General features: G+C 59.6%; 21 protein-coding genes and 1 other RNA gene. 12 read left to right on the top strand and 10 right to left on the bottom strand.

Annotated elements, in window-relative coordinates; all coding sequences use genetic code 11:
- Window positions 1–9 precede the first annotated feature (9 nt).
- Window positions 10–1,563 (bottom strand): hypothetical protein, encoded by a 1,554-nt coding sequence (locus OHL18_RS21580; protein ID WP_263376955.1) that lies wholly within the window; start codon window positions 1,561–1,563, stop codon window positions 10–12.
- A gap of 144 nt (window positions 1,564–1,707) precedes the next feature.
- Between OHL18_RS21580 and OHL18_RS21575 the strand changes: the two genes are divergently transcribed.
- The 4 genes from OHL18_RS21575 to OHL18_RS21560 all read left to right on the top strand — a co-directional run bounded on the left by OHL18_RS21575 (window position 1,708) and on the right by OHL18_RS21560 (window position 5,667).
- Window positions 1,708–3,666, top strand: a complete 1,959-nt coding sequence (locus OHL18_RS21575; RefSeq protein WP_263376954.1) for a bifunctional homocysteine S-methyltransferase/methylenetetrahydrofolate reductase — start codon at window positions 1,708–1,710, stop codon at window positions 3,664–3,666.
- An 18-nt stretch (window positions 3,667–3,684) separates the two neighbouring features.
- Window positions 3,685–3,936 carry an exodeoxyribonuclease VII small subunit gene (locus OHL18_RS21570; protein WP_263376953.1) on the top strand — a complete coding sequence of 84 codons (252 nt, stop codon included), beginning with the start codon at window positions 3,685–3,687 and terminating at the stop codon, window positions 3,934–3,936.
- 47 nt (window positions 3,937–3,983) lie between these two features.
- Complete coding sequence (locus OHL18_RS21565; protein WP_263376952.1) at window positions 3,984–4,400, top strand: tetratricopeptide repeat protein; 417 nt, start codon at window positions 3,984–3,986, stop codon at window positions 4,398–4,400.
- Between the two features lie 268 nt (window positions 4,401–4,668).
- Window positions 4,669–5,667 (top strand): substrate-binding domain-containing protein, encoded by a 999-nt coding sequence (locus OHL18_RS21560; protein ID WP_263376951.1) that lies wholly within the window; start codon window positions 4,669–4,671, stop codon window positions 5,665–5,667.
- Window positions 5,668–5,700: 33 nt separating this feature from the next.
- Here OHL18_RS21560 and OHL18_RS21555 read toward each other — a convergent pair whose 3' ends face one another.
- Window positions 5,701–6,810, bottom strand: a complete 1,110-nt coding sequence (locus OHL18_RS21555) for a LacI family DNA-binding transcriptional regulator (RefSeq protein WP_263376950.1) — start codon at window positions 6,808–6,810, stop codon at window positions 5,701–5,703.
- Window positions 6,811–6,985: 175 nt separating this feature from the next.
- Window positions 6,986–8,953, bottom strand: a complete 1,968-nt coding sequence (locus OHL18_RS21550) for an alpha-L-arabinofuranosidase C-terminal domain-containing protein (RefSeq protein ID WP_263376949.1) — start codon at window positions 8,951–8,953, stop codon at window positions 6,986–6,988.
- A gap of 327 nt (window positions 8,954–9,280) precedes the next feature.
- On the opposite strand from OHL18_RS21550, the gene araA reads away from it, so the two are divergent.
- The 3 genes from araA to OHL18_RS21535 all read left to right on the top strand — a co-directional run bounded on the left by araA (window position 9,281) and on the right by OHL18_RS21535 (window position 12,876).
- Window positions 9,281–10,759, top strand: coding sequence for an L-arabinose isomerase (gene araA, locus OHL18_RS21545; protein WP_263376948.1), 1,479 nt, complete (start codon window positions 9,281–9,283; stop codon window positions 10,757–10,759).
- Window positions 10,760–10,914: 155 nt separating this feature from the next.
- The gene (locus OHL18_RS21540; RefSeq protein WP_263376947.1) at window positions 10,915–12,339 is read left to right on the top strand and encodes a sigma-54 interaction domain-containing protein; all 1,425 of its coding nucleotides are present in this window, start codon (window positions 10,915–10,917) and stop codon (window positions 12,337–12,339) included.
- A gap of 219 nt (window positions 12,340–12,558) precedes the next feature.
- Window positions 12,559–12,876 carry a hypothetical protein gene (locus tag OHL18_RS21535; protein ID WP_263376946.1) on the top strand — a complete coding sequence of 106 codons (318 nt, stop codon included), beginning with the start codon at window positions 12,559–12,561 and terminating at the stop codon, window positions 12,874–12,876.
- Window positions 12,877–12,963: 87 nt separating this feature from the next.
- Here the strand turns inward: OHL18_RS21535 and OHL18_RS21530 are convergent, their stop codons facing one another.
- From OHL18_RS21530 to OHL18_RS21520, 3 genes are read right to left on the bottom strand one after another with little or no spacing between them, the layout of a single operon-like run.
- On the bottom strand, window positions 12,964–15,111 hold the full coding sequence (locus tag OHL18_RS21530; protein ID WP_263376945.1) for an HlyD family efflux transporter periplasmic adaptor subunit: 2,148 nt from the start codon (window positions 15,109–15,111) through the stop codon (window positions 12,964–12,966).
- Window positions 15,108–16,022: an efflux RND transporter periplasmic adaptor subunit gene (locus OHL18_RS21525; protein WP_263376944.1), complete on the bottom strand. Its 915-nt coding sequence runs from the start codon at window positions 16,020–16,022 to the stop codon at window positions 15,108–15,110. Before OHL18_RS21525 ends, OHL18_RS21530 begins: the two co-directional genes overlap by 4 nt.
- A gap of 5 nt (window positions 16,023–16,027) precedes the next feature.
- Window positions 16,028–18,421: an efflux RND transporter periplasmic adaptor subunit gene (locus OHL18_RS21520; protein ID WP_263376943.1), complete on the bottom strand. Its 2,394-nt coding sequence runs from the start codon at window positions 18,419–18,421 to the stop codon at window positions 16,028–16,030.
- A 118-nt stretch (window positions 18,422–18,539) separates the two neighbouring features.
- Between OHL18_RS21520 and OHL18_RS21515 the strand changes: the two genes are divergently transcribed.
- The 3 genes from OHL18_RS21515 (at window position 18,540) to OHL18_RS21505 (ending at window position 22,542) form a co-directional block, all read left to right on the top strand.
- A complete protein-coding gene (locus OHL18_RS21515; protein ID WP_263376942.1) occupies window positions 18,540–18,881 on the top strand; it encodes an STAS domain-containing protein in 342 nt (113 codons plus the stop codon).
- A 103-nt stretch (window positions 18,882–18,984) separates the two neighbouring features.
- A complete protein-coding gene (locus tag OHL18_RS21510; protein WP_263376941.1) occupies window positions 18,985–20,328 on the top strand; it encodes an FAD-binding protein in 1,344 nt (447 codons plus the stop codon).
- Window positions 20,329–20,412: 84 nt separating this feature from the next.
- Window positions 20,413–22,542: an alpha-galactosidase gene (locus OHL18_RS21505; RefSeq protein WP_263376940.1), complete on the top strand. Its 2,130-nt coding sequence runs from the start codon at window positions 20,413–20,415 to the stop codon at window positions 22,540–22,542.
- A gap of 9 nt (window positions 22,543–22,551) precedes the next feature.
- Here OHL18_RS21505 and ssrA read toward each other — a convergent pair.
- The 3 genes from ssrA to OHL18_RS21490 form a co-directional block, all read right to left on the bottom strand.
- Window positions 22,552–22,904, bottom strand: a transfer-messenger RNA (tmRNA) gene (gene ssrA, locus OHL18_RS21500).
- Between the two features lie 162 nt (window positions 22,905–23,066).
- Entirely contained in the window at window positions 23,067–23,519 is a 453-nt protein-coding gene (locus tag OHL18_RS21495; protein ID WP_449727824.1) for an EamA family transporter, read from the bottom strand.
- The gene (locus tag OHL18_RS21490; RefSeq protein WP_317890520.1) at window positions 23,483–23,920 is read right to left on the bottom strand and encodes a CYCXC family (seleno)protein; all 438 of its coding nucleotides are present in this window, start codon (window positions 23,918–23,920) and stop codon (window positions 23,483–23,485) included. The genes OHL18_RS21495 and OHL18_RS21490 overlap by 37 nt, the downstream gene beginning before the upstream one ends.
- Before the next feature lie 499 nt (window positions 23,921–24,419).
- On the opposite strand from OHL18_RS21490, the gene OHL18_RS21485 reads away from it, so the two are divergent.
- Window positions 24,420–25,397, top strand: a complete 978-nt coding sequence (locus OHL18_RS21485; RefSeq protein WP_263376938.1) for a glycosyltransferase family 2 protein — start codon at window positions 24,420–24,422, stop codon at window positions 25,395–25,397.
- A 33-nt stretch (window positions 25,398–25,430) separates the two neighbouring features.
- Here the strand turns inward: OHL18_RS21485 and OHL18_RS21480 are convergent, their stop codons facing one another.
- Window positions 25,431–25,775 carry an STAS domain-containing protein gene (locus tag OHL18_RS21480; RefSeq protein WP_263376937.1) on the bottom strand — a complete coding sequence of 115 codons (345 nt, stop codon included), beginning with the start codon at window positions 25,773–25,775 and terminating at the stop codon, window positions 25,431–25,433.
- A 172-nt stretch (window positions 25,776–25,947) separates the two neighbouring features.
- Between OHL18_RS21480 and OHL18_RS21475 the strand changes: the two genes are divergently transcribed.
- Entirely contained in the window at window positions 25,948–26,871 is a 924-nt protein-coding gene (locus tag OHL18_RS21475; RefSeq protein WP_263376936.1) for a quinone oxidoreductase family protein, read from the top strand.
- Window positions 26,872–26,944 lie beyond the last annotated feature (73 nt).

Below are 26,944 nucleotides of genomic sequence, written 5' to 3'. Positions count from 1 at the left end.
TCGCTGGAACTAGTTTGCTTCGTTGGTCAGAGCGTCCATGTAAGCCACGCTGAGGACAGTGCCCTGGATGGTGATATTGGTGTTGTTAATCTCAGATCCGTCGACCGTGTTGAAGGCGTGAATCTGGCCGCCATAGGCGGTGTAGACCTTGTGGTAGTTCTGGATCCAGCAGATGCCGGTGAGACTGCCGTAGTAGTAGAGATCGGCATTCGTGTTGGGGTATCCGACCTGGACCGATCCATTTGTCACAGCCGGTACAATAAAAGGAGTGTGCGCGTTCAGGTCGAAGCGGGTCAGGCAGTTGTAGTTGGCGGCCTGGGTGGTGTTGCCTGCGGCGAAAAGGCTTTGACGAACGCCGTTGGCGCACTGCTGGGAGCCGATCCATAGCGTGTTGTCATCCGCGAAGAGGAACTGATTATGGTTGCCGTCGGAGATCGAGTAGGCGGCCGTGATCTGGTTGGTCGCCAGGCTCATGGTCGAGAGATAGCCGGCGAAGAGGCCATTCGGATTCGCTGTGCCGGTCGGTTGCCCGTTGGTGCCGATGACGTTTTGCGATTGTCCCGCCAGATAGAGCGTGGAACCGTCTGAGATGGCCTCGGTGACGCCTCCCGGAACGGGAACCGTAGCGATGACCGGAGAGACGGTCGGGGGTGCGGTGGGGATGACCGTGTTGACGAGACCACTCTGCGGCATGATGCTGATGCTAGCGGTGGTGCCGCCGGCTTCGGGGCCAGAGTTGAGGATGTAGACCTTCGATCCGTCCAGAGAGAAGTACGCTCCTGAGGGGCGATCGAAGTTGCCCGGAACCGCGACCGCGCAGTAGACCGGCAGCAGAAGCGGCTGGCAATCGACAGATCCTGTGACCGCGATGGCAGCTTGCGCGGTCGGGTACTGGTTCAGGTTCAGCTTGAAGATGCGGTAGAGAACGTCGGAGTTCCGGACCATGGCCAGGGCAACCGTGTCGCCCTGGTTGATCACGATCTGGAAGACGTTGGGGATATTCAGGGCGTAGGCACCGCCGACGCTGGCGTCGTTCACAACGAGAAGTCCCGCCTGCTCTTCCGCCTGGAAGATGCGGGTGAAGTCTGCCGAGACGGCGATGGCGCTGGAGATAGCGGAGCTGGCCGCGGAGCCAGAGGCAGCTTCAGTGCCGTAGTTGATGTTGATGAGCGAGCCGTCAGAACTGGAGTAGACGAGGCCCTTGCTCTGTTCCGGGAAGTTGTAGATCTGGGACGGATATCCGCCACTGTAGCCGGAGACGGGGAAGGTTTGGTTGATGTTCTGGATGGTGCCGCGGAGGTCGCGCAGGCCGTCGAGGATTTGAAGGAAGCCCTGCGAGCCGTTAACCGTCGCGCCCACGAGTACCCGTTCAAACAGCTTGCTCGGGGGGACGGGGCGTCCGCCGAAGGTGTTCGCGGGAACCTTGTAGTACACCTTGCACGAGGTAAGGCCGAACGTCGCCACAGCGAGGAGAACAGCGCAAAATGCAGTTGAGCGCGTGAGATGGAGAGACCGGATAAACCGCGGGCGAAGCGAGATGCTTTGATTCTTCAACTTGGACAAACTCCAACCTTCCATTGCAGGACAGACGCAACTAACCGATTGCCCTGAGTATACCAAAGGACGGCCACCATTCCGGGACGGCTTGCGAGTGTGTCGCCGCGTCTGCCGGGAGTCAATCTTCAAAGTGGCTTAGGATGGAATCTCATGGAAAGACGAAAAGAGCTTAGCCGCCTGGTTGCGTTTGCCCGAGGGGGCCACGGGCATCCAGAGTTGGACGCAAATGGGACCTCCGACTACCAGGAACTTGGTGCAGTGCTGTGCGATGGCGCGATGGGCACGATGTTTTATGGCGGCGGGGTGTTCATCAACCGTTGCTACGACGAGTTGAATGTCTCACAGCCGGACCTGGTCCGGGGCATTCATATGGAGTACCTCCAGGCTGGTGCGCGGATCATCGAGACCAATACGTTTGGAGCGAATGTCGTTCGCCTGGAACGGTATGGGCTGGCCGACAAGGTTCGCGAGGTGAATCTTGCCGGGGTTCGGCTGGCGCGCGAGAGCGTGAACCAGATTCGCGAGAAGCAGGCTTCGGAGGCTTTGGTGGCGGGAGCGCTTGGGCCGCTTGGAGTTCGTCTTGCGCCAGAAGGAAAGCTCACGGCGGAAGAGGCGTTCGAGGCTTTCCGCGAGCAGGTCGCCGCGCTGACAGAGGAAGCTCCGGGCGTGGGGCCGGACCTGTTGATCGTTGAGACGATGGTTTCGCTGGCGGAGACGGAGCAGGCTGTTAAGGCCGCCCAGGCGGTTGCCCCGAATCTTCCTTTGATCGTGATGGTGACGGTCGACGAGGCAGGGAACTGTCTTGATGGAAAGACGGCGGAAGATGCGGCCATAAAGCTGACCGAGTGGGGTGTGGATGCGCTTGGATGCAATTGCAGCTCTGGGCCGGCGGTGGTGCTGAACGCGATCGAGCGCATGCGGGCGGTGACGACCTTGCCGCTTGCAGCCATGCCGAATGCGGGGATGCCGCGATCGGTCGAAGGCCGGAACATCTATCTGACTTCGCCGGAGTACCTGGCGAGTTTTGCGCGCAAGTTCGTGAAGGCGGGTGTGACGTTTATCGGGGGGTGCTGTGGGACGACGCCTGCGCATATCCGCGCGATGCGGGCGGCGCTGCGGGCGCTGGAGGCGCAGGAGACTGCCGTGCAGGTTGCGGCTGCGCCGGTGGCGGCCGAGGCTCTGGAGAACAAGGTTCACCCTCCGGCACTCGGCGAGAGATCGAAGATTGGTTCGATGATTGCCGCAGGGGACTTCGTGACACTCGTCGAGATCGTACCTCCAAAGGGGATTGACTGCTCGAAGGAGCTTGAGGGCGCGGCATTGCTGCATCGGCTGGGAGTGGATGCGATCAACGTGCCGGACTCGCCCAGGGCCAGCGCACGCATGAGTGCGCAGAGTCTGTGCGTGCAGATTCAGCAGCATGTCGGGATCGAGACGGTGCTGCACTATACCTGCCGCGATCGCAATATCCTGAGCATCCAGAGCGACCTGATCGGAGCTTCTTCGATTGGTCTGAAGAATATTCTTTGCCTGACCGGCGATCCTCCGAAGCTGGGGAACTATCCGGACGCGACGGCGGTGTTCGACGTGGACGCGATTGGGCTGGTGAAGATTGTGAAGAAGCTGAACCACGGGCTGGATATTGGGCAGAACTCGATCGGCGGGTCGACCGGCTTTACGATCTCGGTGGCGGCGAATCCGGGAGTTGCTGACATCGACAACGAGGTTCGCAGGTTCGCGTTCAAGGTTCAGGCTGGGGCGGAGTTCGCGATCACGCAACCGGTCTTCGACCTGCGATTGCTGGAAGAGTTTCTCAAGAAGATCGAACAGTTCCGGATTCCGGTGATTGCGGGAATATGGCCGCTCACCAGCCTGAAGAACGCAGAGTTTATGAAGAACGACCTGAAGGTGAGCATGCCGGAGGAGATCATGGCGAGGATGGCTGCGACTGTGTCACCGGAGGCGGCGCGGGCAGAGGGCATCGCGATTGCACGCGAGATGCTGGCCGAGGTTCGTGGACAGGTGCAGGGAGTTCAGGTGAGTGCGCCGTTCGGGAAATACACGGCAGCGGCGCAGGTACTGGGCTTCTCCGATGGCGAGATGGCGTAAGGATTCGAGGGGATTGAGATGGCGAAGTTTGAAGAGAATCTGACCGCACTGGAGACGGTGGTGGAGCGCCTGGAGCGCGGCGATCTGTCGCTCGAAGACTCGGTGAAGCTGTTTGAGCAGGGTGTGGCCCTCTCCGCGGCGTGCAAGGTGGAACTGGACGCGGCGGAAGGGAAGATTCAGATCCTGCTGGACCGGGATGGGCAGAAGGGGGCGACCGCGGATGTCGCGGTCGAGGATAGTCCATTGCTCGACGAGGAAGACGAAGAATAGCAGGACGAACCGAGGTCTTCGCGGGCCGGGTGTACTCTGACTGCATCATGGTGGTTGTTGCCGAAGCCCTCTCCCTGGGTCGCCAGGCCCGCAAGGAGAAGAATCTCTCTGCCGCGCGGGAACACTATTCCGCGGCGGCGAGAGTGTGTCGAGAAGAAAACGATGAACTCGCGTACGCGCATACCATCCGTCATATCGCCGATACCTATCTGGAGGAAGCGAATCTCGATGAGGCGAAGCCTCTCTATGAAGAGGCTCTCGAGATTTATCGGAGCAACCTGAATACGAAGCTGCTTGATCTTGCCAATACTGTGAGGCCGTACGCGCTGCTGAACGAAATAGCGGGTGGGTTCGACCGTGCCAGAGAGTTCTGGCAGGAGGCGAGGAATCTGTATGGTTCGCTCCGAATCGAAGCGGGTGTCGAGGAGTGCGAGTCCCGGCTGGAGAAGCTGCGGCAGGTGTGAGGCGCAGCATTTCAAAGATGAAAACGAAATGCGGGGGCTCTCCACTGCGCGGCGGACGGTAAAGCTGTCCCTGGCTCCGGGCGAGAGGACGTTTTTCTGGCAGGTGCTGCAGCTACTTATGACACCGTTACTCATCGAGTAGAAATGGTCGCCATGAATTCAGCGAAGAGCGTATTATTCTGCCCGTCTTGAGGGAACGCTCCTCCAGCCTCCCGTAAGTTAGCGTGGGGCGTGCGATGGAGACAAAAGAAAGAACGCGGAGAGTGAAATGAAGAACGTCGGATTGAAATTACTCATTGTGGCAGTCTCTATCGGGTCACTGGGATTCACCGGGTGCCAATATCATTCCAAGAAAAATGAGACCTACTATCTCGTTTCAAATAATCTGAAGCTGCCTTACTGGAAGGTCCTGAACGAGGGCTTTCAAAAGGCCGCGGCGGAGTATGACGTTACGGCGCGTCTGGTGGGGCCGGACAACTTCGATCCACAGGCGGAGCTTGACTCCTTTACTCGGGCGGTCAACTCCCGGCCCTCGGGGATACTGATCTCGGTTGCGGATGCGAATCTTATGCGGCCCGAGATTAACTCGGCGATCGAGGCGGGGATTCCGGTCATCACGGTTGACTCAGACGCGCCGACCAGCAACAGGTTGTACTTTATCGGGACAAACAATCTCTCCGCAGGCCATCTGGGTGGGGAACGGCTGGTGCAAAAGCTGAACGGGAAAGGGAACGTGGTCTTCTATACCATCAAAGGCCAGCCCAACCTTGAAGAGCGACTGAAGGGCTATAAGGACATGCTGGCCGACCATCCAGGGATCAAGATCGTGGACGTCTTCGACACCAAGGGCGATCCGGCCGCATCCTTTGACCAGACGGAACAGTATGCCGCGAAGAGCGGTGCGGACAAGATCGACGCGTTCGTCTGCCTGGAGTCGTCGGCCGGAAAGAGCATTGCCGAGGTGTTGAAGCGCAAGGGCGTCACCGACCGCGCGGTCATCGCGATGGACGTGGACTCGGACACGCTCAATCTGATCAAAGATGGGAGTATCGAAGCCACCATCTCGCAGAAGCCCTACACGATGGGATATGTCGGTCTGAAGGCGCTGGATGAGATCCACCACTACCTGCCGAAGCCGTTCCACAACAACTACAGTGTCGATTCCTTTTCTCCGTATCCGGTATTTATAGATACTGGCACGGCGATCGTGGACAAGGTAAACGTGGATATCTATGCTGGGTCCGCGGCTGCGGTGGAAAACAAGTAGGAAACAGGAACCGCTCTTGGGAGCGTGATCCGATCAGCGACCTGGGTGGTTTCCTCCACCCAGGTCGCTGAGGGCTCCCTTTGGGAGTCCGGTGGTCTGTCTCACGATGAGCCGGGTCTGGATGACCGATTTGTCGGCAGAGCCCGTCCGCCCATCCACGGGCTGTATGTGCGATAGGAGGCTTTTTACTGCCCCCTCCGCCAGTTCCCGGCAGGACATGCGGACCGTGGTGAGCGGCGGGATGGTGTACTCGGCGAGGTGGACATCGTCGAATCCGATGATCGAAAAGTCATCGGGCACCTTCAGGTTTGCTTCGAAGAGAGCGTGCTGAACTCCTATGGCGGTAAGGTCGTTCGAGCACATGATGGCGGTCGGCCTGTCAGGGTTTGCGAGAATCTTCTTCATCGCATCGCGACCGCCGTCGAGCGTATGGTTGCCCTCAATCAACCAGTCTGGATTCACTGCGATTCCGACGCTCTTGAGCGAGTCCAGGAAGGCCTGCTTGCGCAGCGCGGCAGAGTGGAGGCTGAGCGGGCCGCTGATGAAGCCAATCCTACGATGGCCCAGAACTGCGAGGTGCTGTACGGCCTCGTGGATGCCGGCGCGATAGTCGACGGCGAGGGTGTCGCTGTTGGGACGATGTGCCCCGGCTTCAATGAAGGTGATGGGAATGTTTTCGGCGGTGAAGCGATCGAGGACGAACTCTTCGACGCCGAAGGTCATGATGGCGACGCCGTCCACCTTTCGCTCCAACATGCGCCGTGCGCAGCGTTCCATGGTCTTCGGTTCGTAGTTGGTGCTGCCGATGAGGATCTCGTACCCGCGTGCGATCGCGACCTGCTCGAACTCATGGATGAGCTCGGGAAAGAAGGGATTGGTGATCTCGGAGACGATCAAGCCGAGCAGCTTGCTCTTGCCGGAGACGAGGGCTCGCGCCTGGGTGTTGGGGAAGTAGTTAAGCTCCTCGACCGCCTTCCATACGCGCGCTGCGAGAGCCGGATCTACCGTTGGGATGTAGTTGATCGTCCGCGAGACGGTTGCGATGGAGACGCGTGCGAGAGCCGCAACATCCCGAATGTCTACCTTTGGCGTTGCACCTTTCGGTTTTGCGGTTTTGTTTGCGGTCCTGGACGATGCCCTCATGGTCTCCGATCCTGAAACTGAACGATCCTGAAGGTTCGATTATTGCAGCAGTTGCCGATAGTTCGAATCTTCGGGAACAAGAGCAGTTATTGGCGGTTAAAGATGGCGTGGAGAATCCGGTTGTGCCGAAAGCTCCAGGCGGATTCGGTGGCTCCCGCCTGGAGCTTTCGGGTTGCTATGAGTGGAGAGGAATATCCACGATCTGGATCGTTAGGGCCGGCACGGTGTGTTTCCATGGGGCGGACCCCACCTGCCGGGTAGCTGTGTGCGGTACGATCTGCTTCGGGTCGGACATAGAGTTCGTCGCCTCGAATGAGGCGGCGTGCAAGGAGATGACTGTGGCTTCACCAGAGGCCTTGATGCCTGCGATGTCCAGCGTCAACGGCTGGTCAACCGTTGAGGCATTGACGAGCTTCAGATGCAGAATGTGATCGCTCGAACCGACGGTTGCGGAGTAGAAGAAACGCTCCTGGGCACCGGAGATCGAAGACTCAGGCGTTCCGTCGCCGAGATGGCCGGCAAAGAGGGATTGGGCGTAGTAGCTTGGCGAACCATAGCTTTCCAGGCCGTCGTAGCCGATGAGGTCGGGCGACCATTGCATGCCGCCAGGGTTTACGTTGACCAGCAGCGGAGCGTAAGCGGAGAGGATGATGAGGTCGCTGTTACGTTCCATGGAGGTCATCCATGCGGCGTCTCCCAGGGCTGATCCGAAGTTCGGCGTAGGCGAGCCGGACATGGAGGCCCATTCGCCGACGAAGATCTTTGGGCCGTTTCTCGGCGCATTGTCGTAGTGGTGGACGAAGTCCATCATCTCTGCGGGCGGCTTGTAGTAGTGATCGTCGATGACGTCGGGCTGTTCCTCGGGATGGTCCGTCTTCACCGGTGTGGTGGCGATCAGCTTGTACTGCGGATACGCCTTGCGAATGGCATGGGCGAACTGCGGATAGCGGGAGTCATAGCTGCCGGATTTGTCCAGCCAATCTTCGTTGCCGATCTCGATGTAGTGGAGCGGAAAGGGCGCGGGATGGCCGTCTTTGGCGCGCTCGGCACCCCACTTGGTCGAGGTGTCGCCGGTGACGTATTCGATCTCGTCGAGCGCCGCCTGAACGAAGGGCTCCATGTTCTTGCCCGCTTCGATGTGCTTTCCGCCGAGAGCGTATCCCGCGTAGACGGCGAGGACCGGCTCGATCTTAAGGTCTTCGCACCACTCGAGGAACTCAAGCAAACCTAGCCCGTCGCTGGAGTAGTAGGTCCACGGGGCCTGATGGCCGGGGCGGTCGACGATCGGGCCGATGGTCTCTTTCCAGTTGTACCAATCTTCAAGGCGGTCGCCTTCGAGGTAGTTGCCGCCGGGGAGGCGGAGGAACTTCGGGTGAAGGTCGGCCATCTTCTCCATCAGGTCGATGCGATTGCCGTTGGGCGTGTTGTGATAGGTCGGAGGCATCAGGGACGCTGCCTGGAGCCAGATGGTTCCGGGATGAGCAACGGTGAGAACGAAGTGGTTCGCGGTCGAGGCGGTAAGCTGGCCGGTCGTGATGGTGAACTCGTAGCGCACCCAGTCGCCGGACTTCAGATCAACCTTCGCCTCCCCAACGGATGCGCCGGACTTGTCATTGACCAGCTTTGCGGTGATCGGGCCGTCACTGTCAGCCTTCGCAAAGAACGATCCCTTATAGGTGGTGTGAGGCTTGACCGGGATCCCCCAGTAGCCGGCGGTGCTGACGCCCGCTTCGGCGCCTTCGGACGCGGAGGTGACCTGGATCTTCATGCTGTGGGGCAGAGCTTTGCTGGGGCCGGAGTGCTCGTCGAAGGTCATCTCGGCGGCGGCGTTTCCGTTGCGGACCAGGTCCCAGTGGTCGATGCCCATCCAACTGCGCCGGAAGGTGCGGTTCTGCAGGAGCTCGGCGTAGAGGCCGCCGTCGAAGGCGTGGTTGATCTCCTCAGTCATCATGCCGTAGAGCATCGGGCTGACGGGGCTGACAATCTTTGCAGTGTCGATCTTCAGTTGTGCCGGATCGGCTGTCGGAGCCTTGGCTTGAGCGTGCGAGAGGGGGCTGTTGAGAAAGAGGGCGGCGACCACGAGAGCAGAGGCGCCGAGAAGGCCGCGGCGTCTGCGGGATGAGCTTGCGAAGCCTGTTTGCATTGCAGAGATCTCCTGAAGTTGAAGAAGGCGGACCGATGGCTCGGGGCGATGCGGAAACGTTTACCTTGATCTGGAAGAGTCTACTCCACAGAGGCATCGGCTGTGGAGAGCAAGAGGACGCGCGCGACCTAAAACTTATCGAACGGGCGGTCGAGGGTGGATTTTAAGAACAACCATGGGTCGAGGTGAGATTTGATTGACGAGTGCCGGATGGCCCATGTATTTTCTCTGGAGTAAACGTTTGCCACTTATTGCCTGGCTCGCAACGAGCGATCCGAGGTTTGGCGCGATCCATTTTCTTGAAGACTTGAGCAATAGGGGGCAAGTATGAAAGTTTCGAAGAACCTTGAGATCTGGTTTGTAACCGGCAGCCAGCACCTCTATGGAGCCGAGGCGATTTCCCAGGTCCGCTCCCATTCGGTGGAGATCGTCGAGTCGATCGACGCGCAGACCTCGATCCCTGTAAAAGTGGTTTTCAAATCGGTGGCGACGACTCCGGACGAGATTCGTGTGCTCTGCCGCGAGGCCAGCAACGCGCCGCAGTGCATCGGGCTGATCTTCTGGATGCACACGTTCTCTCCGGCGAAGATGTGGATCGCAGGGCTGAGCCTGCTGACCAAGCCGTTCCTGCATCTGCACACGCAGTACAACGAGGCGCTGCCGTGGTCGACGATCGATATGGACTTTATGAACCTGAACCAGGCTGCGCACGGCGACCGCGAGTTCGGCTTCATTACGGCGCGGATGCGGCTGGCACGGAAGGTTGTGGTCGGGCATTGGCAGGATCCCGAGACGATTGCCGGCATCGCCGCGTGGTCGCGGGCTGCGATTGGCTGGCATGAGTCGCAGAACCTGAAGGTGGTGCGATTCGGCGACAACATGCGCGATGTCGCGGTGACCGACGGCGACAAGGTCGAGGCACAGGCGAAGTTGGGATTCAGCGTGGATGGATACGGCGTTGGCGACCTCGTAGCAAGGATGAACCAGTTTTCGGATGCCGAAGTTGCGAAGCTGGTGGAGGAGTATCGCGAGGCTTATTCGATTGCGGCGGTGCATGATCGTCCGGAGTCGTTGAAGGTTGCCGCCAAGATTGAGCTTGGCCTGCGGGCGTTCCTTGTGGAAGGTGGCTTTGGGGCGTTTACCGATACCTTCCAGGATCTTTGGGGATTGGACCAACTGCCGGGAATTGCTTCGCAGCGGTTGATGGCCGATGGCTACGGGTTCGCCGGTGAAGGGGACTGGAAGACGGCGGCGCTGGTAAGAATCATGAAGGTGATGGCAGAGGGCATGCCGGGTGGGACCTCTTTTATGGAGGACTACACGTATGACTTCAGCGGGACACCGAAGGTGCTGGGGTCACACATGCTGGAGATCTGCCCATCGATCGCGGCGGACAAGCCTTCGCTTGAGGTTCATCCGCTGGGTATCGGCGGCAAGGCCGACCCTGTACGGCTGGTCTTCACCTCGCCAAGCGGGCCTGCGATCGTGGCTTCGCTGGTTGATATAGGGAACCGCTTCCGCATGATCGTGAATGAGATTGACGTGATTCAGCCGGAGCAGGCTCTGCCGAAGCTGCCGGTGGCGCGTTCGGTGTGGCTGCCAAAGCCGAATCTGAAGGTTGCCGCTGCTGCGTGGATCTATGCCGGAGGAGCGCACCACACTGGCTTCAGCCAGTCGCTGACGACGGAGCATATACAAGACTTCGTCGAGATAGCGGGGATCGAGCTGGTGACGATCGACGCGGATACGAAGCTGACACAGTTCCGGCGTGAGCTGAACTGGAATGAAGTCGCGTTCGGAAGATAGTCGACTTACTTAGATCGCCATGGGCCGGCTCGATTTTCGAACTGATCCATGGCGATTTGCTGTTTGTAGGCGACGAGTGGATGGAATCTTCGGATCGTAGTTGCATGTCGTGTACGATCTCGTGAAGTGGTGGCGGTTTGGCGCCCTTAACTGTCATGGCCCAACGGATTGTCTCTTTATCGCGCGTCTCGCCACGGCTTGCCGAACCGATCCTTCCCACGGTGTGCGTGGTTGCGGCGGATGAAAACTTCCGTGCCGAGCTTATTCCTGAGTTGTCGCCGTGGTTCGAGGTTGAGAGTCGCGCGACGTATCGCGATGTGGCTCGATGGACGCGGGAGATGGGCGCTTCGGCATTGATCCTCGATATCGATACGGACGGGGAGGAGCCGCATGGCGGGCTCGCTGTGCTGAATGAGCTGCGCCGTTCGGATGAGGGGATTGTGCTGATCTCGATCAGTCGATCGAGGACGCGAGCCGTTGAGAAGCTTGCGCACGAGTCTGGGGCGAACGCGCACTTCCGCAGCCCGGTTGATCTTGCTGAACTCCGCCTGACGGTGATCGAGGCTGTACGCGAGAGTGCGGAAGAGTTGACCCGCAGGGAACATCAGGCTCAGGCGATCGAGAGCAGCCGGTTTCAGGACTTCATCGGTGCGAGCGACGCGATGCGGCTTGTCTACGACTCGATCCAGCAGGTGGCCGATAGCAATATCAATGTCCTGGTTCGTGGAGAGAGCGGAACGGGGAAGGAACTGGTGGCGCGAGCGCTGGTTGCATTGAGCAGCAGGGCTACGAAGCCGTATATTCGGCTGAACTGCGCGGCGCTGCCTGAGAACCTGATTGAGTCGGAGCTGTTCGGGAGCGAGAAGGGCGCATACACGGGAGCTACGGAGTCTCGACCGGGGCAGATCGAGCTGGCCGATAAAGGCACGCTCTTTCTCGACGAGATTGCGACGCTGACGCTCCCGCTACAGACGAAGCTGCTGCGCGTGCTGGAAGACCATCAGGTGCAGCGGCTTGGTGGACGGACGCAGAAGAAGATTGATTTCCGTTTGATCTGCGCGACCAACGAGCCGCTTGAAGAGATGGCGAGGACGGGAAAGTTTCGCGAGGACCTCTACTACCGGATTCACGTTGTGCCGATCCAGCTTCCTCCGCTTCGGGAGCGCGACGGCGATATTGCGCTGCTCTGCGACCACTTCCTGCAGATCCACTGCGGAGCGAATGGCCTGCCGTTGAAGCATCTGGCGGCCGAGGCGTTGCAGGTTCTTGAAGAGCATACCTGGCCGGGCAATGTGCGGGAGTTGGAGAATCTGATTCAGCGGCTTGTGTTGACGGTGCGTGGGCAGGAGATCAAAGCGGAGAACCTGCCGCCGGGCCTGCTTGCTCACAGCGTTGCGGTGCAGGAGCAGATTCTGCTGCCTGAGGGCGGGACGGACTTCGACGAGGAGATCGTCCGGCTGGAGATGGCGCTGCTGTCTGCTGCGTTGAATCGGGCGGGCGGCAGTAAGGCTGGCGCGGCTCGGCTGCTGGGGCTTGATGGACAAAGGATCAAGTATCTTTGCCGCAAGTATTCTCTGTAGGCTGAAAACAACAAATGGTTGAATTATTCACCTAGGGGTAAATAATTTTTCACCCATGACGGGATTTTCGAGGCAAAGAGCCTTCTTCTCGCGTTTCCTGCAAGTCCTTGACTTGTAAGGAGATGTAGGGATGCTTCCGGACGCTCGCGAGTTTGGCACGCCGAGTGCTTTGTACAAAAGCGAAACGGTAACTCAAATCAAGTTTAGAGGTTCTCTCAAATGGCAATCCTCAAGAAGTCCATCGTTAGCAAGTCCAGCGTAGCCGCCAAGCCTTCCACCCGCAGCATCAGCACGGTGACCCCTGATGCCACGACTTTGACTGCCGCCAAGCAACTCAACGCGGCTCGTGCGATCCAGGCGTCGAAGTCGACGCTGGCCAAGTCGACGCACCTTGCGAAGTCAACGAACCTGGCGAAGTCGACCAATCTCGCCAAGTCGACGAACCTGGCCAAATCGACTAACTTGGCGAAGTCTACCAACCTGGCGAAGTCGACCAATCTTGCGAAGTCGACGAATCTCGCCAAGCGAGTTCAATAGCTTCTTACTCCGCAGTCTTCGGAGTCTCTCTGGGAGAGAGAGCGGCGGTTGCTTCGGCAACCGCCGTTGTTTTTTGTGGGGAATCGGCTACCAGATATGGGCGCGTAGCAGGTTCATGCCGACCGTCCATGCTCGGGCTACGAGGCTTCGCCGCTGACCCAGGACCAGTGCCTTCCCTGAGAGACCCAAAGGAAGGCTGCCATAGGTTTCGGGGACTGGCAGGCGGGCGACGTAGAAGGTCGGGAGCTTGATGCCTTTATAGTTCTGAGAGGCGATGAGACCGGGCGGCAGGGTCAACGCGTCGCCTTCCAAAGCCGGCAGTTGAAGGCGGAGCCTGCGGAATTGCCCCGGCAGGTCGAGTGAGACCTCCGCATTCGGCACGATCCGATCCAGTGCCGCGGAAGGCACGAAGAGTCGCGCAATCCTGCCGTTGCCATCCGCAATCGCCAGCAACTCTTCGCCGGAGCCGATGTTGCGGCCAGCCAGCGCTTCTGGATCTTCGGTTGTCACGATGCCATCGATGGGAGTGTGAACGGTCAGCGACGACTGCGCCTCTTCGGCGATCTTCTCGGAACGGAACGCGGTCTCGCGAGCGGCGGACGGCATCGAGGCATGTCGGGACACCTGCGCGTTGTAGGCATCGAATCGCGCCGCGCTGGCTTGTGCCTCTGCCGCTGAGCGTAAAGATTCCGTGCTGTTGCTTCGCAGGGTCAGCAGCGCCTCTCCGGCGTGGACCTGCTCTCCCTCGTGTACGGCTATGGTCTGCACGACCCCTGCAGCGGAGGCATGAAGCTTCGCGCTTCGCGATGGCTCAATGACGAAGTAGGCATCTTCGTGGTCGCGGAGGATGGGGGCGAAGAGGATGCAGAGCAACAGAATCGCCACTGCCAGGGACATGATCGGTCTCTGCGATGCTGTGCCAGAGTGCTGCTTCCAGAGGCGGGTCATCACTCCCCAGAACGATTTGATGCGGGAGCGAAAGACGGCGAACGCGAGGGCCCCGGCGGGGATGACCGCGAACTCCGCGAACCAGTTGAAGCCGATGTTGTAGGTGAAGCGGATGACGGCGAAGAGGAGCAGGTAGCTGTAGAGGCCTGAGGCGAAGGCATAGATCATGAAGAAGGGAACACGCTTACGTGCGACGACGGGCAGGTCTACTGGAAGTCCGAGGAGCCTGCTCTGCACCCAGCCTGAGAGCAGGGCGGTGGACCGCTCTTTGAGGTCTGCAATCCCGATCAGTTCGGTGAGGAAGTAGTAGCCATCGAGCTTGATCAGGGGATTAAGGTTGACGACGATGACCGCGATGCCAGTGATCAGAATGATCTCGTAGCTGAAGTCGTGCAACCACTGGCCCGGCTGCGTGTTGGTCCAGACGATCATGGCGAAGCCGCAGAAGATCATCTCGACCCAGATGCCGGCGATGATGGTCGCGAGGCGCTGAATCCGGTTGGCGGAGATCCAGCTTTCGGTCACATCGACATAGAAGGCAGGAGAGAGATAGATCAGCATGAGGCCCATCTTGTGTACCTCGCCGCCATAGTGTTTGCAGGTAAGGCCGTGGGCGGACTCGTGGAAGAAACCGAGGATGAGGAAGAGAACCCAAAACTGCACGAGATCGAGGAAGCTCTTCTTGGTGAAGTTGTAGAAGAGAGGAATGTCGGGGCCGATGACGCTCCACTTTGCCGTGAAGACGACGGCCTCGAAGAGGAACAGAGCGATGACGGAGTAGAAGCACCAGCGACTGTAAACGAAGCCGCCTATCTTGTTGTCAAGGAGCGTGAGATAGCGATTGGGGTCCCATGCGCTGAAGCTGATGTGCACGATGTTGAGGGTCGATTTGCGTTTTGCTCGCCGGGTGCGCTGCGCGGTCAGCTTTTCGTTCAGGGCGATGTTCCGCTCCTGTGGGCTCTGATACCAGAACTCCGATTGATCCATGTTCTGGGCGAGCTGTCGTACGTCCTCCGTGGAGAGCTGGGCGCCGGTCTGTTCTTCGAAGAGCGCGGCAATCTCTTCATAGCTGCGAAGGCCATCGAAGAGCTGGAAGAGCTGCCATTGGATGGGCGGAAACTGGAAGTAGTGGCCCTTGCTTCGCTGGAAGACACCGACGACTTCTTCGCCATCGAGGAGGTCTTCCTTGACGATCAGGTCGGGGTCGAGGCGTGGAGGACGGACGCGGGTCAGGCGAGCCCGAGGGATCTCCGGAAGTGCCGCGTCGAGTGCCTCGCTGAGGTTCATTGCGCGGGGTGGCCTTCCGGATTGATCTGCATCGACATGCCGGGTTTCAGGAGCGGGGAAGGATGGATGAGAGCGCCGACGACCTGCACGCTGTCGCTGGCGGGATCGACGACCGGGCTTACGCGGAGGACTCGCGCGGGCTGATGGAGAGTGGGGTAGCCGGGGCTGGTGAGGTTGAGAGGTGCGCCGGTTGGGTAGGATGCCATCTCTGATTCGGGCACAGTGAAGAGGATGCGCAGGGGAGCTTCGGCGGTGATCCAGAAGAGGACGTCACCCTGCTTCACCTCTTGCGCAAGACGCAGCGACTGGCGGCCGACGACGCCAGCGAAGGGCGCGAGAACATGGCACTGTTCGAGTTGCAATTTCGCCGTCTTCAGTTCGGCGGCTGCTGCGGCTTCATCGGCGCGATAACGGGCGACCTCGGAGGTGACCTCGTCGAGCTTGTACTTCACGTGCTCCCAGCCTTCTTCGCTGAGGATCTTGGCAGCGCGCATCTGGTCGGCACGGCGGAGGTCAGCAGAGTCCATCTTCTCTTCGGACTCCCATTCGCGTACTTGCGCGCGGAGGGATTCGAGTTTAGCGGTCTGCGATTCCACGGAGGAGCGCAGGGCGCGGTCGTCGAGGGCGGCGAGTTCCTGGCCGCGTCTAACGCGGTCTCCGAGGGCTACGGAGATGCTTGCGATGCGTCCATCGCGCTGGGCGGCTACGTCGGATTGCTGTTCGGCGACGAGGGGGCCGGTGGTTCTGTACGGAGCCTTCGCGAGTTCGGTTGCGTGAATGGCCTGAGGCGCCGGTGCTTTCAGCGCGGGAGGGGATGATGCGACGGAGTCATGGGAGTCGCAGCCCGTGGTGGCCGTGACCATGACGATGGCTGCGAGGTAGAGTCGAAGAGGTATCGATGAAGTCTTCACGAGTGTCACCAGCCGAACCAGTTCCAAAGTGTCTGCCAAATCCACAAGGCGGGGCGGCGAAGCAGGACATATCCCGCAGGCCGATAGCCGATGGAGATCTTCGCGCGGCCGGTCATGCCGGCACGCAGGGTTGCGTCTTCGTTGGCGAGGGAGACGCGCGCTGTGAAGGTGCGTTCGCCGTCGCCTGCGGTGGCCTGAGGGCTGACGATGGAGACGCTGCCGTGCCAGGATCGCTGCGGGTAGCTGTCGAGCTTGATCGCGACGGTTTGGCCGGGGCGCAGGAGTGCGGCGTCGGCCTGCGGGATGGCTACGTTGACGACGGCTGACGAGAGGTCGAGGACCTGAGCGAAGGTTGCGCCGGCGTCGAGGTGCTCGCCTGCGGCGTCCTGCAGGGACGGCGTGACGACGATGCCGGAGATGGGAGAGCGAAGCTGGGCGTTATCGATCTTGGCGCGGGCGCGATCGGCTTCGGCGCGGAGGTATTCGGTTTGGGCGCGGTCTGCACCGGCCTGAGCTGCTCCGCGCGCGAGATCGGACTGCATGTTGAGCAAGGCGGTGCGGTAGCGGCCCTCGGCGGAGGCGAGGTCAGTGCGCCACTGGAAGTCGTTCATCGCGCCCAGGACTTGTCCGGCCTCCACTCGTTGGCCTTCGCGGGCGAAGACTTCGGTGATGTTTCCTTCGATCGGCGTGGCGATGGAGACAAGGCGTTGCGGAGCGACTGTGGCCTCGCCGGTGAGGCGCATGGGAAGCGGACAGAAGACGAGGAAAAGCACGGCGAGTGCGCCGCCCGCGATGAAGCCGATGCGGCGGCCCTTGGTCGTGCGAAGGAGTGCTTGCTTCCGCTGCATCAGTGGTTCGAGCAGGCTGATGAGCGGCACTTCGCGATAGAGCAGGGCGTTGCGGATGGCGACCGTCGCCTGACCCGCAAGGATTTTGATCATCTCCGTGTGCGGGAGATCGAGGAACTCGGGATCGAGTCCTTCGTAGACCAGAACGCCGACGCGGCCCTGATCATCGTTGAGCGGAAGAGCGTAGAGGGCGCGGTAGCCAGTGGCTTCGAAGTGCTTCGCTACCGGCTCGGGGAGATCGGCGGAAGACTCTTCATCTTGCTGCTTCAGGTGAAGAGCCTCGGGTTGCGTCGAGAGCCAGCGCACGAGCTCAAGCAGGCCTTCGACCTGAACGTCACCCATCGGGATGCTGGTCATGCCGGAGATGGACTTCAACTGCAGCTTTCCGCGGTTGTCGAGAGCGATGGAGCAGCGTTCGAAGGGGAGGACATTCTGTGGGCTGTTGACGATGATCTGGAGAAGGCGTTCGAGGCGGAGGGTCGAGGTGATCTCGGAGCTGACATGGACCAGGGCTTCGAGGATCTCGAGCTTGCGCTCGGCGTGCATGAGGTTGGCGTTCTTCAGAGCGCTGCTGACGGTCTCGGCGACGGAGCCGAAGAAGAACTCGTCGTCTTCGTCGAAGGGTTCGCCGTCGTTGCGGTTGATCGCCTCGAGGACTCCGACCTCGGCCTCTTCCTGCATCAAGGGGACAAGCATCGCTGTCCACACGGGAGTTTCGCTGCCGGCGTTCCGGACGAGCAGACGCTCATCGTTCGGGTCGGCGATGAGCATGGCGACGCCTTCTTCGGCCATCTGGCCCACGTAGCCTTCGCTCGCGGACTGCGTCATTCCGAGTTCGACTGTGGGGTCTTCGCCGGCGCTTGCCATCAGGGTGAGGTCGTCGCCGTTGAAGAGCCAGAGGTGGACGGCCTGGCAGTGAAGCATGGCGATGACCTTGCGCGGTATGAGGGGCATCAGCGGATCGAGATCGAGCGTGGCGTTGAGCGACTTTTCGAGGTCGTACAGCTGCGTCATGCGGTGTACAGAGTCGAGCAGGTCGGCCTGTTGCCCTTCGACCAGGGAGGCTTCGCGCAACGCCGGCGCGCCAATCTCTGCGAGTGGCTGAAGCGTTTCGAGGTCTTCGAGGGTCATCTTTTTTGAGAAAGAGATGATTTCGATGGCCCCCATAAGCGTCTCGCCGAAGATCATCGGCAGATAGGCGGTCGAGGTGACCGGGCGGGTGATGTCGAGGTGTTGATAGTGTTCGCGGGTGAGGTCGGGTTCGGCGAGGATAAAGGCGTTCTCGGGGTCTTCGAGCAGAGCGGCGAGTGGCGCGACGGTGGACCAGTCGAGCTCCCGCGTGAGGGAGATATCGATCGTGCTTGCGGCCATTCGCCAGTCGGCGGTGTCAGCTTCTGAGCTGAAGAGGTAGATAGCCGCGGCGGCGTCTCCGATAAGATCGGCGGCAGCCGTCGCGAGCAGCCTCGCACGAGAAGCTACCGAAGTGGCCACGAAGAGACGCGCGGCGACATCTATACTCTCGGTGACTGGCGTGGTGGTGACATCAGGCATGGACTGTACTTGGGTCTCCCTTGACGGCAGGTCCCAGCAAGATAGACTCTGAGCAGTCTTGTGGTTGTAGCGAAGTTTCACAAATGTAGAACAATCTGTTGGAAAGGTAAACAACTCCTTGGACCTCGACGTTCTTCAAAGTGGGAAGACCTGTACCATCCGCATCAAGGGCGCGCTGAAGATGGGCGAGCAGTTGGATAAGTTCGACGCGGCGGTGCGAGAGGCGTTCGCTACGGACCACCCTTTTCTGGTTCTCAATCTGGAGGCGATGCCGGTGATCGACTCGTCGGGGATTGGGTCGATCGTGAACGCGCTGCAGCAGTCGAAGAAGCTGGGCGGGGATACGAAGCTGGTGAGCCTTTCTCCGTTTGCGTATAAGACGTTCAAGATGGTGCATATTCTGAATCTGTTCAGCGTCTTCGAGCGAGAGGCCGAGGCGGTTGCGGCTTGTGTGGCTTGATCCCTCGTTCCCAATCGATGAGAGGTGTGCGTATGATTGTCGCGGCCATGATTGAGCGAAGCGGCCAACCATACCGAAGGCGATTGGGAGCAGGCACAGATTTATGGATAAGCGGCAGTTTCTCAAGGGCAGCGCGGCGCTGGCAGCCATGACGGCGGTTCGGGGTGGAGTGGCGCAGGCAGGAAGTGGAGGTCCGCGTGAGAACTGGGCTGGGACGTTTCGCTACTCAACCGATAACGTGCTGCAGCCGGCCTCCGTCGCTGATGTTCAAAAGGCAGTGACGAGCGTTGACAGCGTCAGGGCTCTAGGGACTCGGCACAGCTTTAATGGCATCGCGGACTCGAAGGTCGCGCAGATCAGCACGCTGGGCTTGCATGACTTCAAGCTGGATGCGGCCGCGAAGACGGTGACAGTCGGTGCCGGCATCAAGTATGGCGACCTTGCGGTGCAGTTAGATAACGCGGGGTTCGCGCTGGCGAATATGGCTTCGCTGCCACATATCTCGGTTGGCGGGTCAATCGCTACGGGGACGCACGGGTCAGGTCTGCGGAATGGCGGACTCGCTACCTCGGTGAGTGGGCTGGAGATCGTTGCTGCCGATGGTACGGTGCATACGCTGACGCGGGCGAAGGATGGCGATGCGTTCCATGGCGCGGTGGTGAGCATGGGGTCGCTGGGCGTGGTGACGCACGTGACACTCGATGTCGAACCGAGCTACGAGATGACGCAGATCGTCTACCAGGCGCTGGACTTCCACGAGCTGGAACACAACTTCGAAGCCATCATGAATACGGGCTACAGCCTCTCGCTCTTCACGAACTGGCAGCACCATAAGGCTTGGGAGGTATGGATCAAGCGGCGGGTGGATCAGGGTGGGGGAGCTGCGCCGCCGGAGCTGTTTTATGGAGCGACGCTGGCGAAAGAGAAGCTGCACCCGGTCGTGGGACAGGGGCCGGAGAAGACCACCGATCAACTGAACAGCGTGGGCAAGTGGTATGAGCGGCTTCCGCACTTCAAGATGGAGTTCACGCCTTCAACGGGTCGCGAGATTCAGACGGAGTACTTCGTTCCGTTCGAGCATGCGTATGAAGCTGTTCTTGCTGTCGAGAGCCTGAAGGACCAGATAACGCCGCATCTCTTCGTGACGGAGCTGCGGTCGATTGCGGCTGACGAGCTTTGGATGAGCATGGCGTACAAGCGGCGCTCGTTGGCGATCCACTTTACGTGGAAACCGGAGTGGGATGCCGTGATGAAGGTGATTCCGCAGGTGGAGGCGAAGCTTATGCCGTTTACGCCGCGACCGCACTGGGGCAAGGTAAATACGCTCGCGGCTCCTCAGGTTCGTGCGGCATATCCTCGGGCCGATGATTTCACGCAGCTGCTCAAACAGTATGACCCGAAGGGCAAGTTCGTGAACGAGTATATGCGGCACGAGTTGCTGGGCTAAGACCAATCCAACCTTGAAGTCGAAGAAGAACCGCTGCGGGGCTAAGTCTTACCTTTGCTGCGATCAGAATCTCCAGGAGATGAAATGAAAGCGGTTGCATTCGCTTGGTTTATCGCGGTCACATCGGCCGTTTTCGCGCTGCCTTCCTTTGCACAGAGTGTGCCTGCCTCTTCGAAGGCGATCGAGCTTCGTGGCAAGGCGGTTGTGGTGCACTATCACCGTGATAGCGGGCTGATGGATATCTCGTGGAATGATGGCCACTCGATCACTGGCCTTGCGAGCGGGGCGGTGCTTGAGGATGGAAAGACGGTGTCGTCCACTGCGTACAGCAGCCATGTGCTGGACGCCGGGCAGAAGACTTCCACAGTACCGGGGACTCGCGTTTACGCAGTGAAGAGCACAGCGCCCGGGCTACCCAATCTGATTCAGCGAATCTGGGTGTACGACAAGGTTTCAGCGATTGCCGTGCAGGCGGAACTGCAAGCGAAGACCGGCAGTGTGGGCACGCGGCACTTCGACGCTGTGGTCTTGAAGGGAAGTGGTTCGCTTCGAATCGAGGGCAAAGATCTTCGCATCCTGCATGTTCCGTTCGATAACGACATGTGGTTCCGCTACAACAGCGTGGCTGTGGCGGAGATGAAGCCGGGACAGCTATTTTCCGGCAACGAAGCGACAGCGATCTACGACAATACGACGCGGCAGGCGTTGCTTCTTGGTTCCATTGTTCACGACAAGTGGAAGACTGCGATTGAGGCCCATGCTGCGGATGGGGAACTGACTGATCTGGACATCTATGGAGGCATCACATCGCCAACGGGAGTTCGCACAGACACACATGACACGGTGCCGCATGGGATCGTGCGTGGGGCGCATGTCACTTCGCCTCGCATTTTTATCGGATCGTTCGCGGACTGGCGCGAGGGGCTAGAAGCGTACGGTGAGGCGAATGCTGCGATTCAGCCACCGCTGAAGTGGGCTTCGGGCGCTCCGATCGGATGGAATAGTTGGGCGGCCTATGCGGACAAGATCAGCGACAAGCGTTATCTGGATACGGCAGCATTTGTAAGAGACAAGCTGGTGCCTGAAGGCTTTGGCGACAACCGTGTCGTGTACGTCAATCTCGATGCGTTCTGGTGGAAGCTCGACCCTATACAGCTTGCTGAGTCGGTCTCGATCATTCGAGGGATGAAGAACGCTCAAGGGATGCACTTCGAGCCCGGAATCTACTGGGCTCCGTTTGTGTATCACCTGGATGATCTTGATGCGTATGTCGAAGGCACGGGGATGAAGTATCGCTATCGCGACATCATCCTCAAGGCGCCGGATGGTTCGATGATGCCGAAGGTGGATGGACTTTGGCCGGTCGATCCGACGCATCCCGGAGCGAAGGCGCGGATCAAATACTTCTTCGAGCAGATGCATCGGCTCGATTTCAATTACATCAAGATCGACTTTCTGGCTCATGGGGCGCTGGAGGGAGCGCATTATGATCCTGCGATCCAGACGGGGATCGAGGCTTATAACGCTGGCATGAAGCAGGTCGTTGCGGAGGCAGGGCCGAAGATGTTTCTGAGCCTGTCGATCGCGCCGCTGTTTCCTTCGGGCTATGGCCATGCGCGGCGGCTGGCTTGCGACACGAAGGGACATATTGCCGGGCGCGAGCAGTCGACGGAGTACATGCTGAACTCGCTTACCTATGGATGGTGGTCGAGCAAGAATCTCTACATCACGGATCCGGATCACGTGGTGCTGGGCAGCAAGGCGGATCTTGGTGCGCGGACTGTGGATGAAGGGAAGAGCCGGTTGCTCTCGACGGTGATCAGTGGCGGAATGATCCTCGATAGCTCGCAACTTGCGGACGATCCCGAAGGGCAGGCGCTGGCGAAGGATGTCTATAACAATCGCGCGTGGATGAAGATCGCGGCGGAAGGGAAGACGTTTCTGCCGGTGGAAGGGAATACCGGTGATCAGGGCGCAAATGTCTTCTATCGGCCCACGCTGCACGGAGCGTATGTAGCAATCTTCAACTTCGATGAGAAGAAGAAGCAGAAGGTGTCGGTGTCGCTGGCGCGGATTGATGAGAAGCTGGCCCCGGCGGGGAGTGTCTCGGTAGTCGATGTCGCTTCGGGCACGGCTCTCGAGCCCGCGAAGGGCGAACTGAGCGTGAGCCTCGAGCCTGCGGCGTCGACGCTTCTGGAGTTGCGTTGGAAGTAAAAGAAGGAATGGTGGAGGCGGCGGGAGTCGAACCCGCGTCCGAAACTACCAATAACAGAGAGCTTTCATGCTTTTTCCAGGTTCATCTTTGTCTCGTCACCGGCGCTTAGAACGGACGAAGATGCGACGGCGACCAGCCTGATTGATCTCACTCGCGGTGTACAGACGGAACACGTTGAGCCAGCCTACTGTGCGACGATCGGTATCCGCCCGTAGGCGAAGCGGAAGCGATCGGCTACTTATGATTAAGCAGCAAGAGCGAACTGAGGTTCGGCACTTATAGTTTTGGGCGCGATTACGGGTGTACCCACCCCGGCATGCCTCTCTGCCACAAGCAATCCCGTCGAAGCCGTGACGCCCCCATTGTGGAGCTGGCTCAACATTGCGTTGAAGCGTTACAAAGAACTTTCTCCAGTATAGCGCTAACGTTACATGGGACGAATGCGGGGGTCTCTCCGCTACGCCTCTCGCGATGAGGCTGCGAGAGGCTTCGGTCGAGATGACGGGGTGGAGATTGAGGAGACCTAGGCGAGGGCGATGATGATCGCGCCGACGGTGATGAGCGATCCGCCGAGCAGCTTCATCGCGTTGAGGTGCTCGCCCAGAAAGAGCCAAGCGCAGACAATGACGAGAACGACGCTGAGTTTGTCGATGGGAGCGACGCTCGAGGCCGGGCCAAGTTGGAGCGCGCGGAAGTAGCAGATCCAGGAGAGGCCGGTACACAGGCCGGAGAGGATGAGGAAGATCCAGCTCCGGCGGCCGATCATGGAGATGGCGTTGTGCTTCTCAAGGGCGATGGCTACTGCCCATGCGAAGACGAAGACGACGGTGGTGCGGATTGCGGTGGCGAGGTTGGAGTCGATTCCGGATACACCGACTTTCGCGAGCAAGGCAGTCGCCGCGGCGAAGACGGCTGAGAGAAGCGCCCATGCCAGCCAGCTCAGAGGGCGGCCTTTTCGAGGTCGACCTGCTGCCACTCGCCGCGCTCGATGCCGGCGCGGATCTGGGTCGGGGTCTTGCCAAGCTTGGTCTGCTGATAGGCGTAGACGCCCTCCTTCATGCAGGTGGAGCAAGCTGCGCCGTGGGTTCCTTCGAAACAACTATGCAGGCTGTTGTGGCCCATCGCGCGGTCGCAGCGGCAGTAACAAGGCTGCTGGCTGAGGACGGCGGGAATCTTTGCTGCCATCTTGTAGGCGACAACCTGATAAGGATGCTGGAAGTAGTCGCCCGTGAGCTGGGTCCCGGACATGATCGGCGGCAGCGGCTTCTTGGGAGCTTCGAGATTGTAGGCGGGGACATCCGCGGACGGGTTCGTATACTGAGCCGATGCGGCGAGGGACAAGACGCCAAGGAGAACGCAGCCGAAGAAACGCTTCATACGGATCATATTACCGCTTTTGAGAATGAGGGGGAGTAGGGGGTCAGGGCAAAAAAAGGACGGCACGAACGGTACTCTGCCCGTGCCGGGAGGCCAGTGACGCAACTTGTGCCGGTGGTTGGACGAGAGTCACAACCTGATTTTCCGGCAAATTTTCTGGGTGCCAGACCGCAGCAGCCATACGAAGAATGTAGCACAGAAGCGGGAGAAAGCAACACCAAATGGAAGAAATCTACATTTATCTGTAAGTTTTTCATGGTGCCAAGGCGCCCGAATGGTGGCGCTTGTTGATTCTATGGGGCTTATGCAGCCCCGCCGAAAGATGATGAAGATATGGTTTAGTCCCTGCTAATATCCGTTTCCTCGTAGCTGTGGAATTTCTGAGCGCAGGGACTGAGCTTTTCTTGGGCCTGGAGATGTCGATCGGCTGATCTTCTTTGCTTACCCCCGGCTATATCGCTATGGTCGGCAGCGCAAGGTTCGGAGTATCATTTTTCTTGTGCCTAAGTACTCCATCGTCGTCCCCTTTCATAACGAAGAAGAGAACGTAACGACCCTCTATGACCGCGTAAAGCACGTTATGGAGCAGGTTGGCGAGAGCTTCGAGATGGTCTTCGTGGACGATGGTTCGCGCGACCGGACGTACCGGCTGCTGGAGGAGATCGCAGCGGTCGATAGTCGCGTACTGGTGATCAAGCTTCGCCGGAACTTTGGTCAGACCAGTGCTCTGGCTGCCGGGTTCGATCATTCCCAGGGCGATTTCATCCTGGCGATGGACGGCGACCTGCAACACGATCCGAATGAGATTCCGAACTTCCTCAACAAGCTCGAAGAGGGCTACGACGTTGTGAGCGGATGGCGGAGCCAGCGCGGCGACAACTTTATTCTGCGCCGGATTCCTTCACGCGCGGCGAACTGGCTGATGGCGAAGTTGTCGGGCGTCAACATCCATGACTTTGGGACGACGTTCAAAGCGTATCGCCGCGAGGTGATCCAGAACATTCCGCTTTACGGCGAGATGCATCGGTTCATTCCCGCCCTGGCTTCATGGTTCGGGGCGTCGATCTGCGAGATTCCAATCAGCAACCCGAAGCGGGAGTTCGGCAAGAGCCACTATGGCATCTCGCGAACGATCAGGGTGTTCTTCGATCTGCTTACGATTCGTTTCCTGCTGCGGTATATGACGCGGCCGCTGCACTTTTTTGGAGCGATCGGCGCGTTCGGCGTGCTGGCGGGAGGCGGGCTGTCCTTCTGGTTGCTGCTGCTGAAGATCATCACCGGGCAACACGTCATGGTGGCCCATGGCCCGATGTTCGTGGTGGCGGGAGTTCTGATCCTGGCTGGGATTCAGATGATGGGGATTGGACTACTCGGAGAGTTGCAGGTCCGACACTTCCATACATCAGCGCACCGAGCGCCCTATGCGGTGGATCGCATCCTGCGGCTTCGGTCCTCGGAAGAGAGCCTGCTGCAGTAGCGTCTTTGATTGCAATCCACCGCTGGACGGCGACTACCGGTTCGCCAGTGCCTCATCGACTGTGGGAAAGACGCCGAGCAGGGTCGTGACGTGGGTCATCTCGAGGAGAGCCTGGATGCGCTCGTTGACTCCGGCGAGCCCAATCTTGCGCCCATTCTTCTCGGCTGATACATAGAAGTTTACGAGCACACCCAATCCTGCGGAGTCCATGTACTCGCAGTTCGAGAGGTCGAAGATCGTAACGGGCGGGTGAATGGCGCGCAGTTCGTCTTGAATCTTGAACATGTTGCCGAGTGTTAGAGGGCCGTCAAGCCGAACGATTACCGTACCCTCGCGGGCGCCTTCATTGATCGTATAAACAAGTTCTTTGTCCCGCATAGAGTTGAGCCTAGATAAATCAGGGGATTCGCAGATGAATGGCGAATGAATTTATTTCGGATTTCATTCGGTGAACCTCTTCCAAGTTCTTCTGCAATCGGGTTTTCACCTCGCTACAATCCCTTATATGCAAGCAATATTGATCTCAAATCCCGGGGGGCCGGAGGCCCTCGTGGTGTCCGAGGTGGCTACGCCCATTGCTGGGCCGGGCGAGGTCCTGGTCGCAATTGAAGCGATCGGGGTCAACTTCATCGACGTGTACTTTCGCGAGGGGCGGTACCCGGCGAAACTGCCGTTTATTCCCGGGCAGGAGGCTGCCGGAACGGTGGCCTGCGTCGGCGAGGGCGTGACCGAGGTCGCTGTCGGAGATCGAGTGGCGTGGTGCGGCGTGCAGGGGACGTACGCCGAGTTCGCGGTCGCCCCGGCGGCGCGGTTGATCCGCGTTCCCGATCACGTCACCTCTCAACAAGCCGCCGCCGCGATGCTGCAGGGAATGACGGCCCACTACCTTTGCCACTCCACCTATCCCATCCAGCCCGGCGATCAGGTCCTGATCCAGGCGGGAGCGGGAGGCACGGGCCTTTTGCTGACGCAGATGGCGAAGAAACTGGGTGCCCGCGTCTTTACGACGGTATCGACCGAGGAGAAGGCGGAGCTATCGCGTGAAGCTGGGGCTGATGAGGTATTGGTCTACACCAAGGTCGATTTCGCCGCGGAGATCAAGCGCCTTACCGAAGGCGAGGGAGTCGCTGTTGTCTACGACAGTGTGGGCAAGTCGACCTTCGAACAGTCGCTGACCTGTCTTCATCGCCGGGGAACGCTGGTGCTCTTCGGAGGATCAAGCGGAGCGGTCCCGCCGTTCGACCTGATCCGACTGTCGACGATGGGGTCGCTTTTTGTCACTCGTCCCACGCTGAAGGACTACATCATGTCCCGAGGCGAGCTGGAGCAGCGGGCCGGTGACGTTCTGGGCTGGATCTCAGATGGCAGCCTGAAGCTGCGTGTGGAGCATACCTATGCCTTGCGCGAAGCGGAACAGGCACATCGCGCGCTTGAGTCGCGGAGCACCACCGGCAAGGTTCTCTTGCTGCCCTAAAGATTGCTCGGCGGGACGATCCGTATGCTTCGACCGAGGCTGAAACTCCGCGTATTGAAACTGCGCGCCATGA

The organism is Granulicella aggregans, from assembly GCF_025685565.1.
In the GTDB taxonomy this organism is placed as follows: Bacteria; Acidobacteriota; Terriglobia; order Terriglobales; family Acidobacteriaceae; genus Edaphobacter; species Edaphobacter aggregans_B.
The sequence above is the reverse complement of the archived record's forward strand: the minus strand, read 5'-3'. Positions and strand labels throughout refer to the sequence as shown.

Excerpts from the sequence above, each read along its gene's own strand:
- OHL18_RS21575 (WP_263376954.1), top strand. The coding sequence starts at position 1,708 with ATGGAAAGACGAAAAGAGCTTAGCCGCCTGGTTGCGTTTGCCCGAGGG.
- OHL18_RS21570 (WP_263376953.1), top strand. The coding sequence starts at position 3,685 with ATGGCGAAGTTTGAAGAGAATCTGACCGCACTGGAGACGGTGGTGGAG.
- OHL18_RS21565 (WP_263376952.1), top strand. The coding sequence starts at position 3,984 with ATGGTGGTTGTTGCCGAAGCCCTCTCCCTGGGTCGCCAGGCCCGCAAG.
- OHL18_RS21560 (WP_263376951.1), top strand. The coding sequence starts at position 4,669 with ATGAAGAACGTCGGATTGAAATTACTCATTGTGGCAGTCTCTATCGGG.
- OHL18_RS21555 (WP_263376950.1), bottom strand. The coding sequence starts at position 6,810 with ATGAGGGCATCGTCCAGGACCGCAAACAAAACCGCAAAACCGAAAGGT.
- OHL18_RS21550 (WP_263376949.1), bottom strand. The coding sequence starts at position 8,953 with ATGCAAACAGGCTTCGCAAGCTCATCCCGCAGACGCCGCGGCCTTCTC.
- araA (WP_263376948.1), top strand. The coding sequence starts at position 9,281 with ATGAAAGTTTCGAAGAACCTTGAGATCTGGTTTGTAACCGGCAGCCAG.
- OHL18_RS21540 (WP_263376947.1), top strand. The coding sequence starts at position 10,915 with ATGGCCCAACGGATTGTCTCTTTATCGCGCGTCTCGCCACGGCTTGCC.
- OHL18_RS21535 (WP_263376946.1), top strand. The coding sequence starts at position 12,559 with ATGGCAATCCTCAAGAAGTCCATCGTTAGCAAGTCCAGCGTAGCCGCC.
- OHL18_RS21530 (WP_263376945.1), bottom strand. The coding sequence starts at position 15,111 with ATGAACCTCAGCGAGGCACTCGACGCGGCACTTCCGGAGATCCCTCGG.
- OHL18_RS21520 (WP_263376943.1), bottom strand. The coding sequence starts at position 18,421 with ATGCCTGATGTCACCACCACGCCAGTCACCGAGAGTATAGATGTCGCC.
- OHL18_RS21510 (WP_263376941.1), top strand. The coding sequence starts at position 18,985 with ATGGATAAGCGGCAGTTTCTCAAGGGCAGCGCGGCGCTGGCAGCCATG.
- OHL18_RS21505 (WP_263376940.1), top strand. The coding sequence starts at position 20,413 with ATGAAAGCGGTTGCATTCGCTTGGTTTATCGCGGTCACATCGGCCGTT.
- OHL18_RS21490 (WP_317890520.1), bottom strand. The coding sequence starts at position 23,920 with ATGAAGCGTTTCTTCGGCTGCGTTCTCCTTGGCGTCTTGTCCCTCGCC.
- OHL18_RS21480 (WP_263376937.1), bottom strand. The coding sequence starts at position 25,775 with ATGCGGGACAAAGAACTTGTTTATACGATCAATGAAGGCGCCCGCGAG.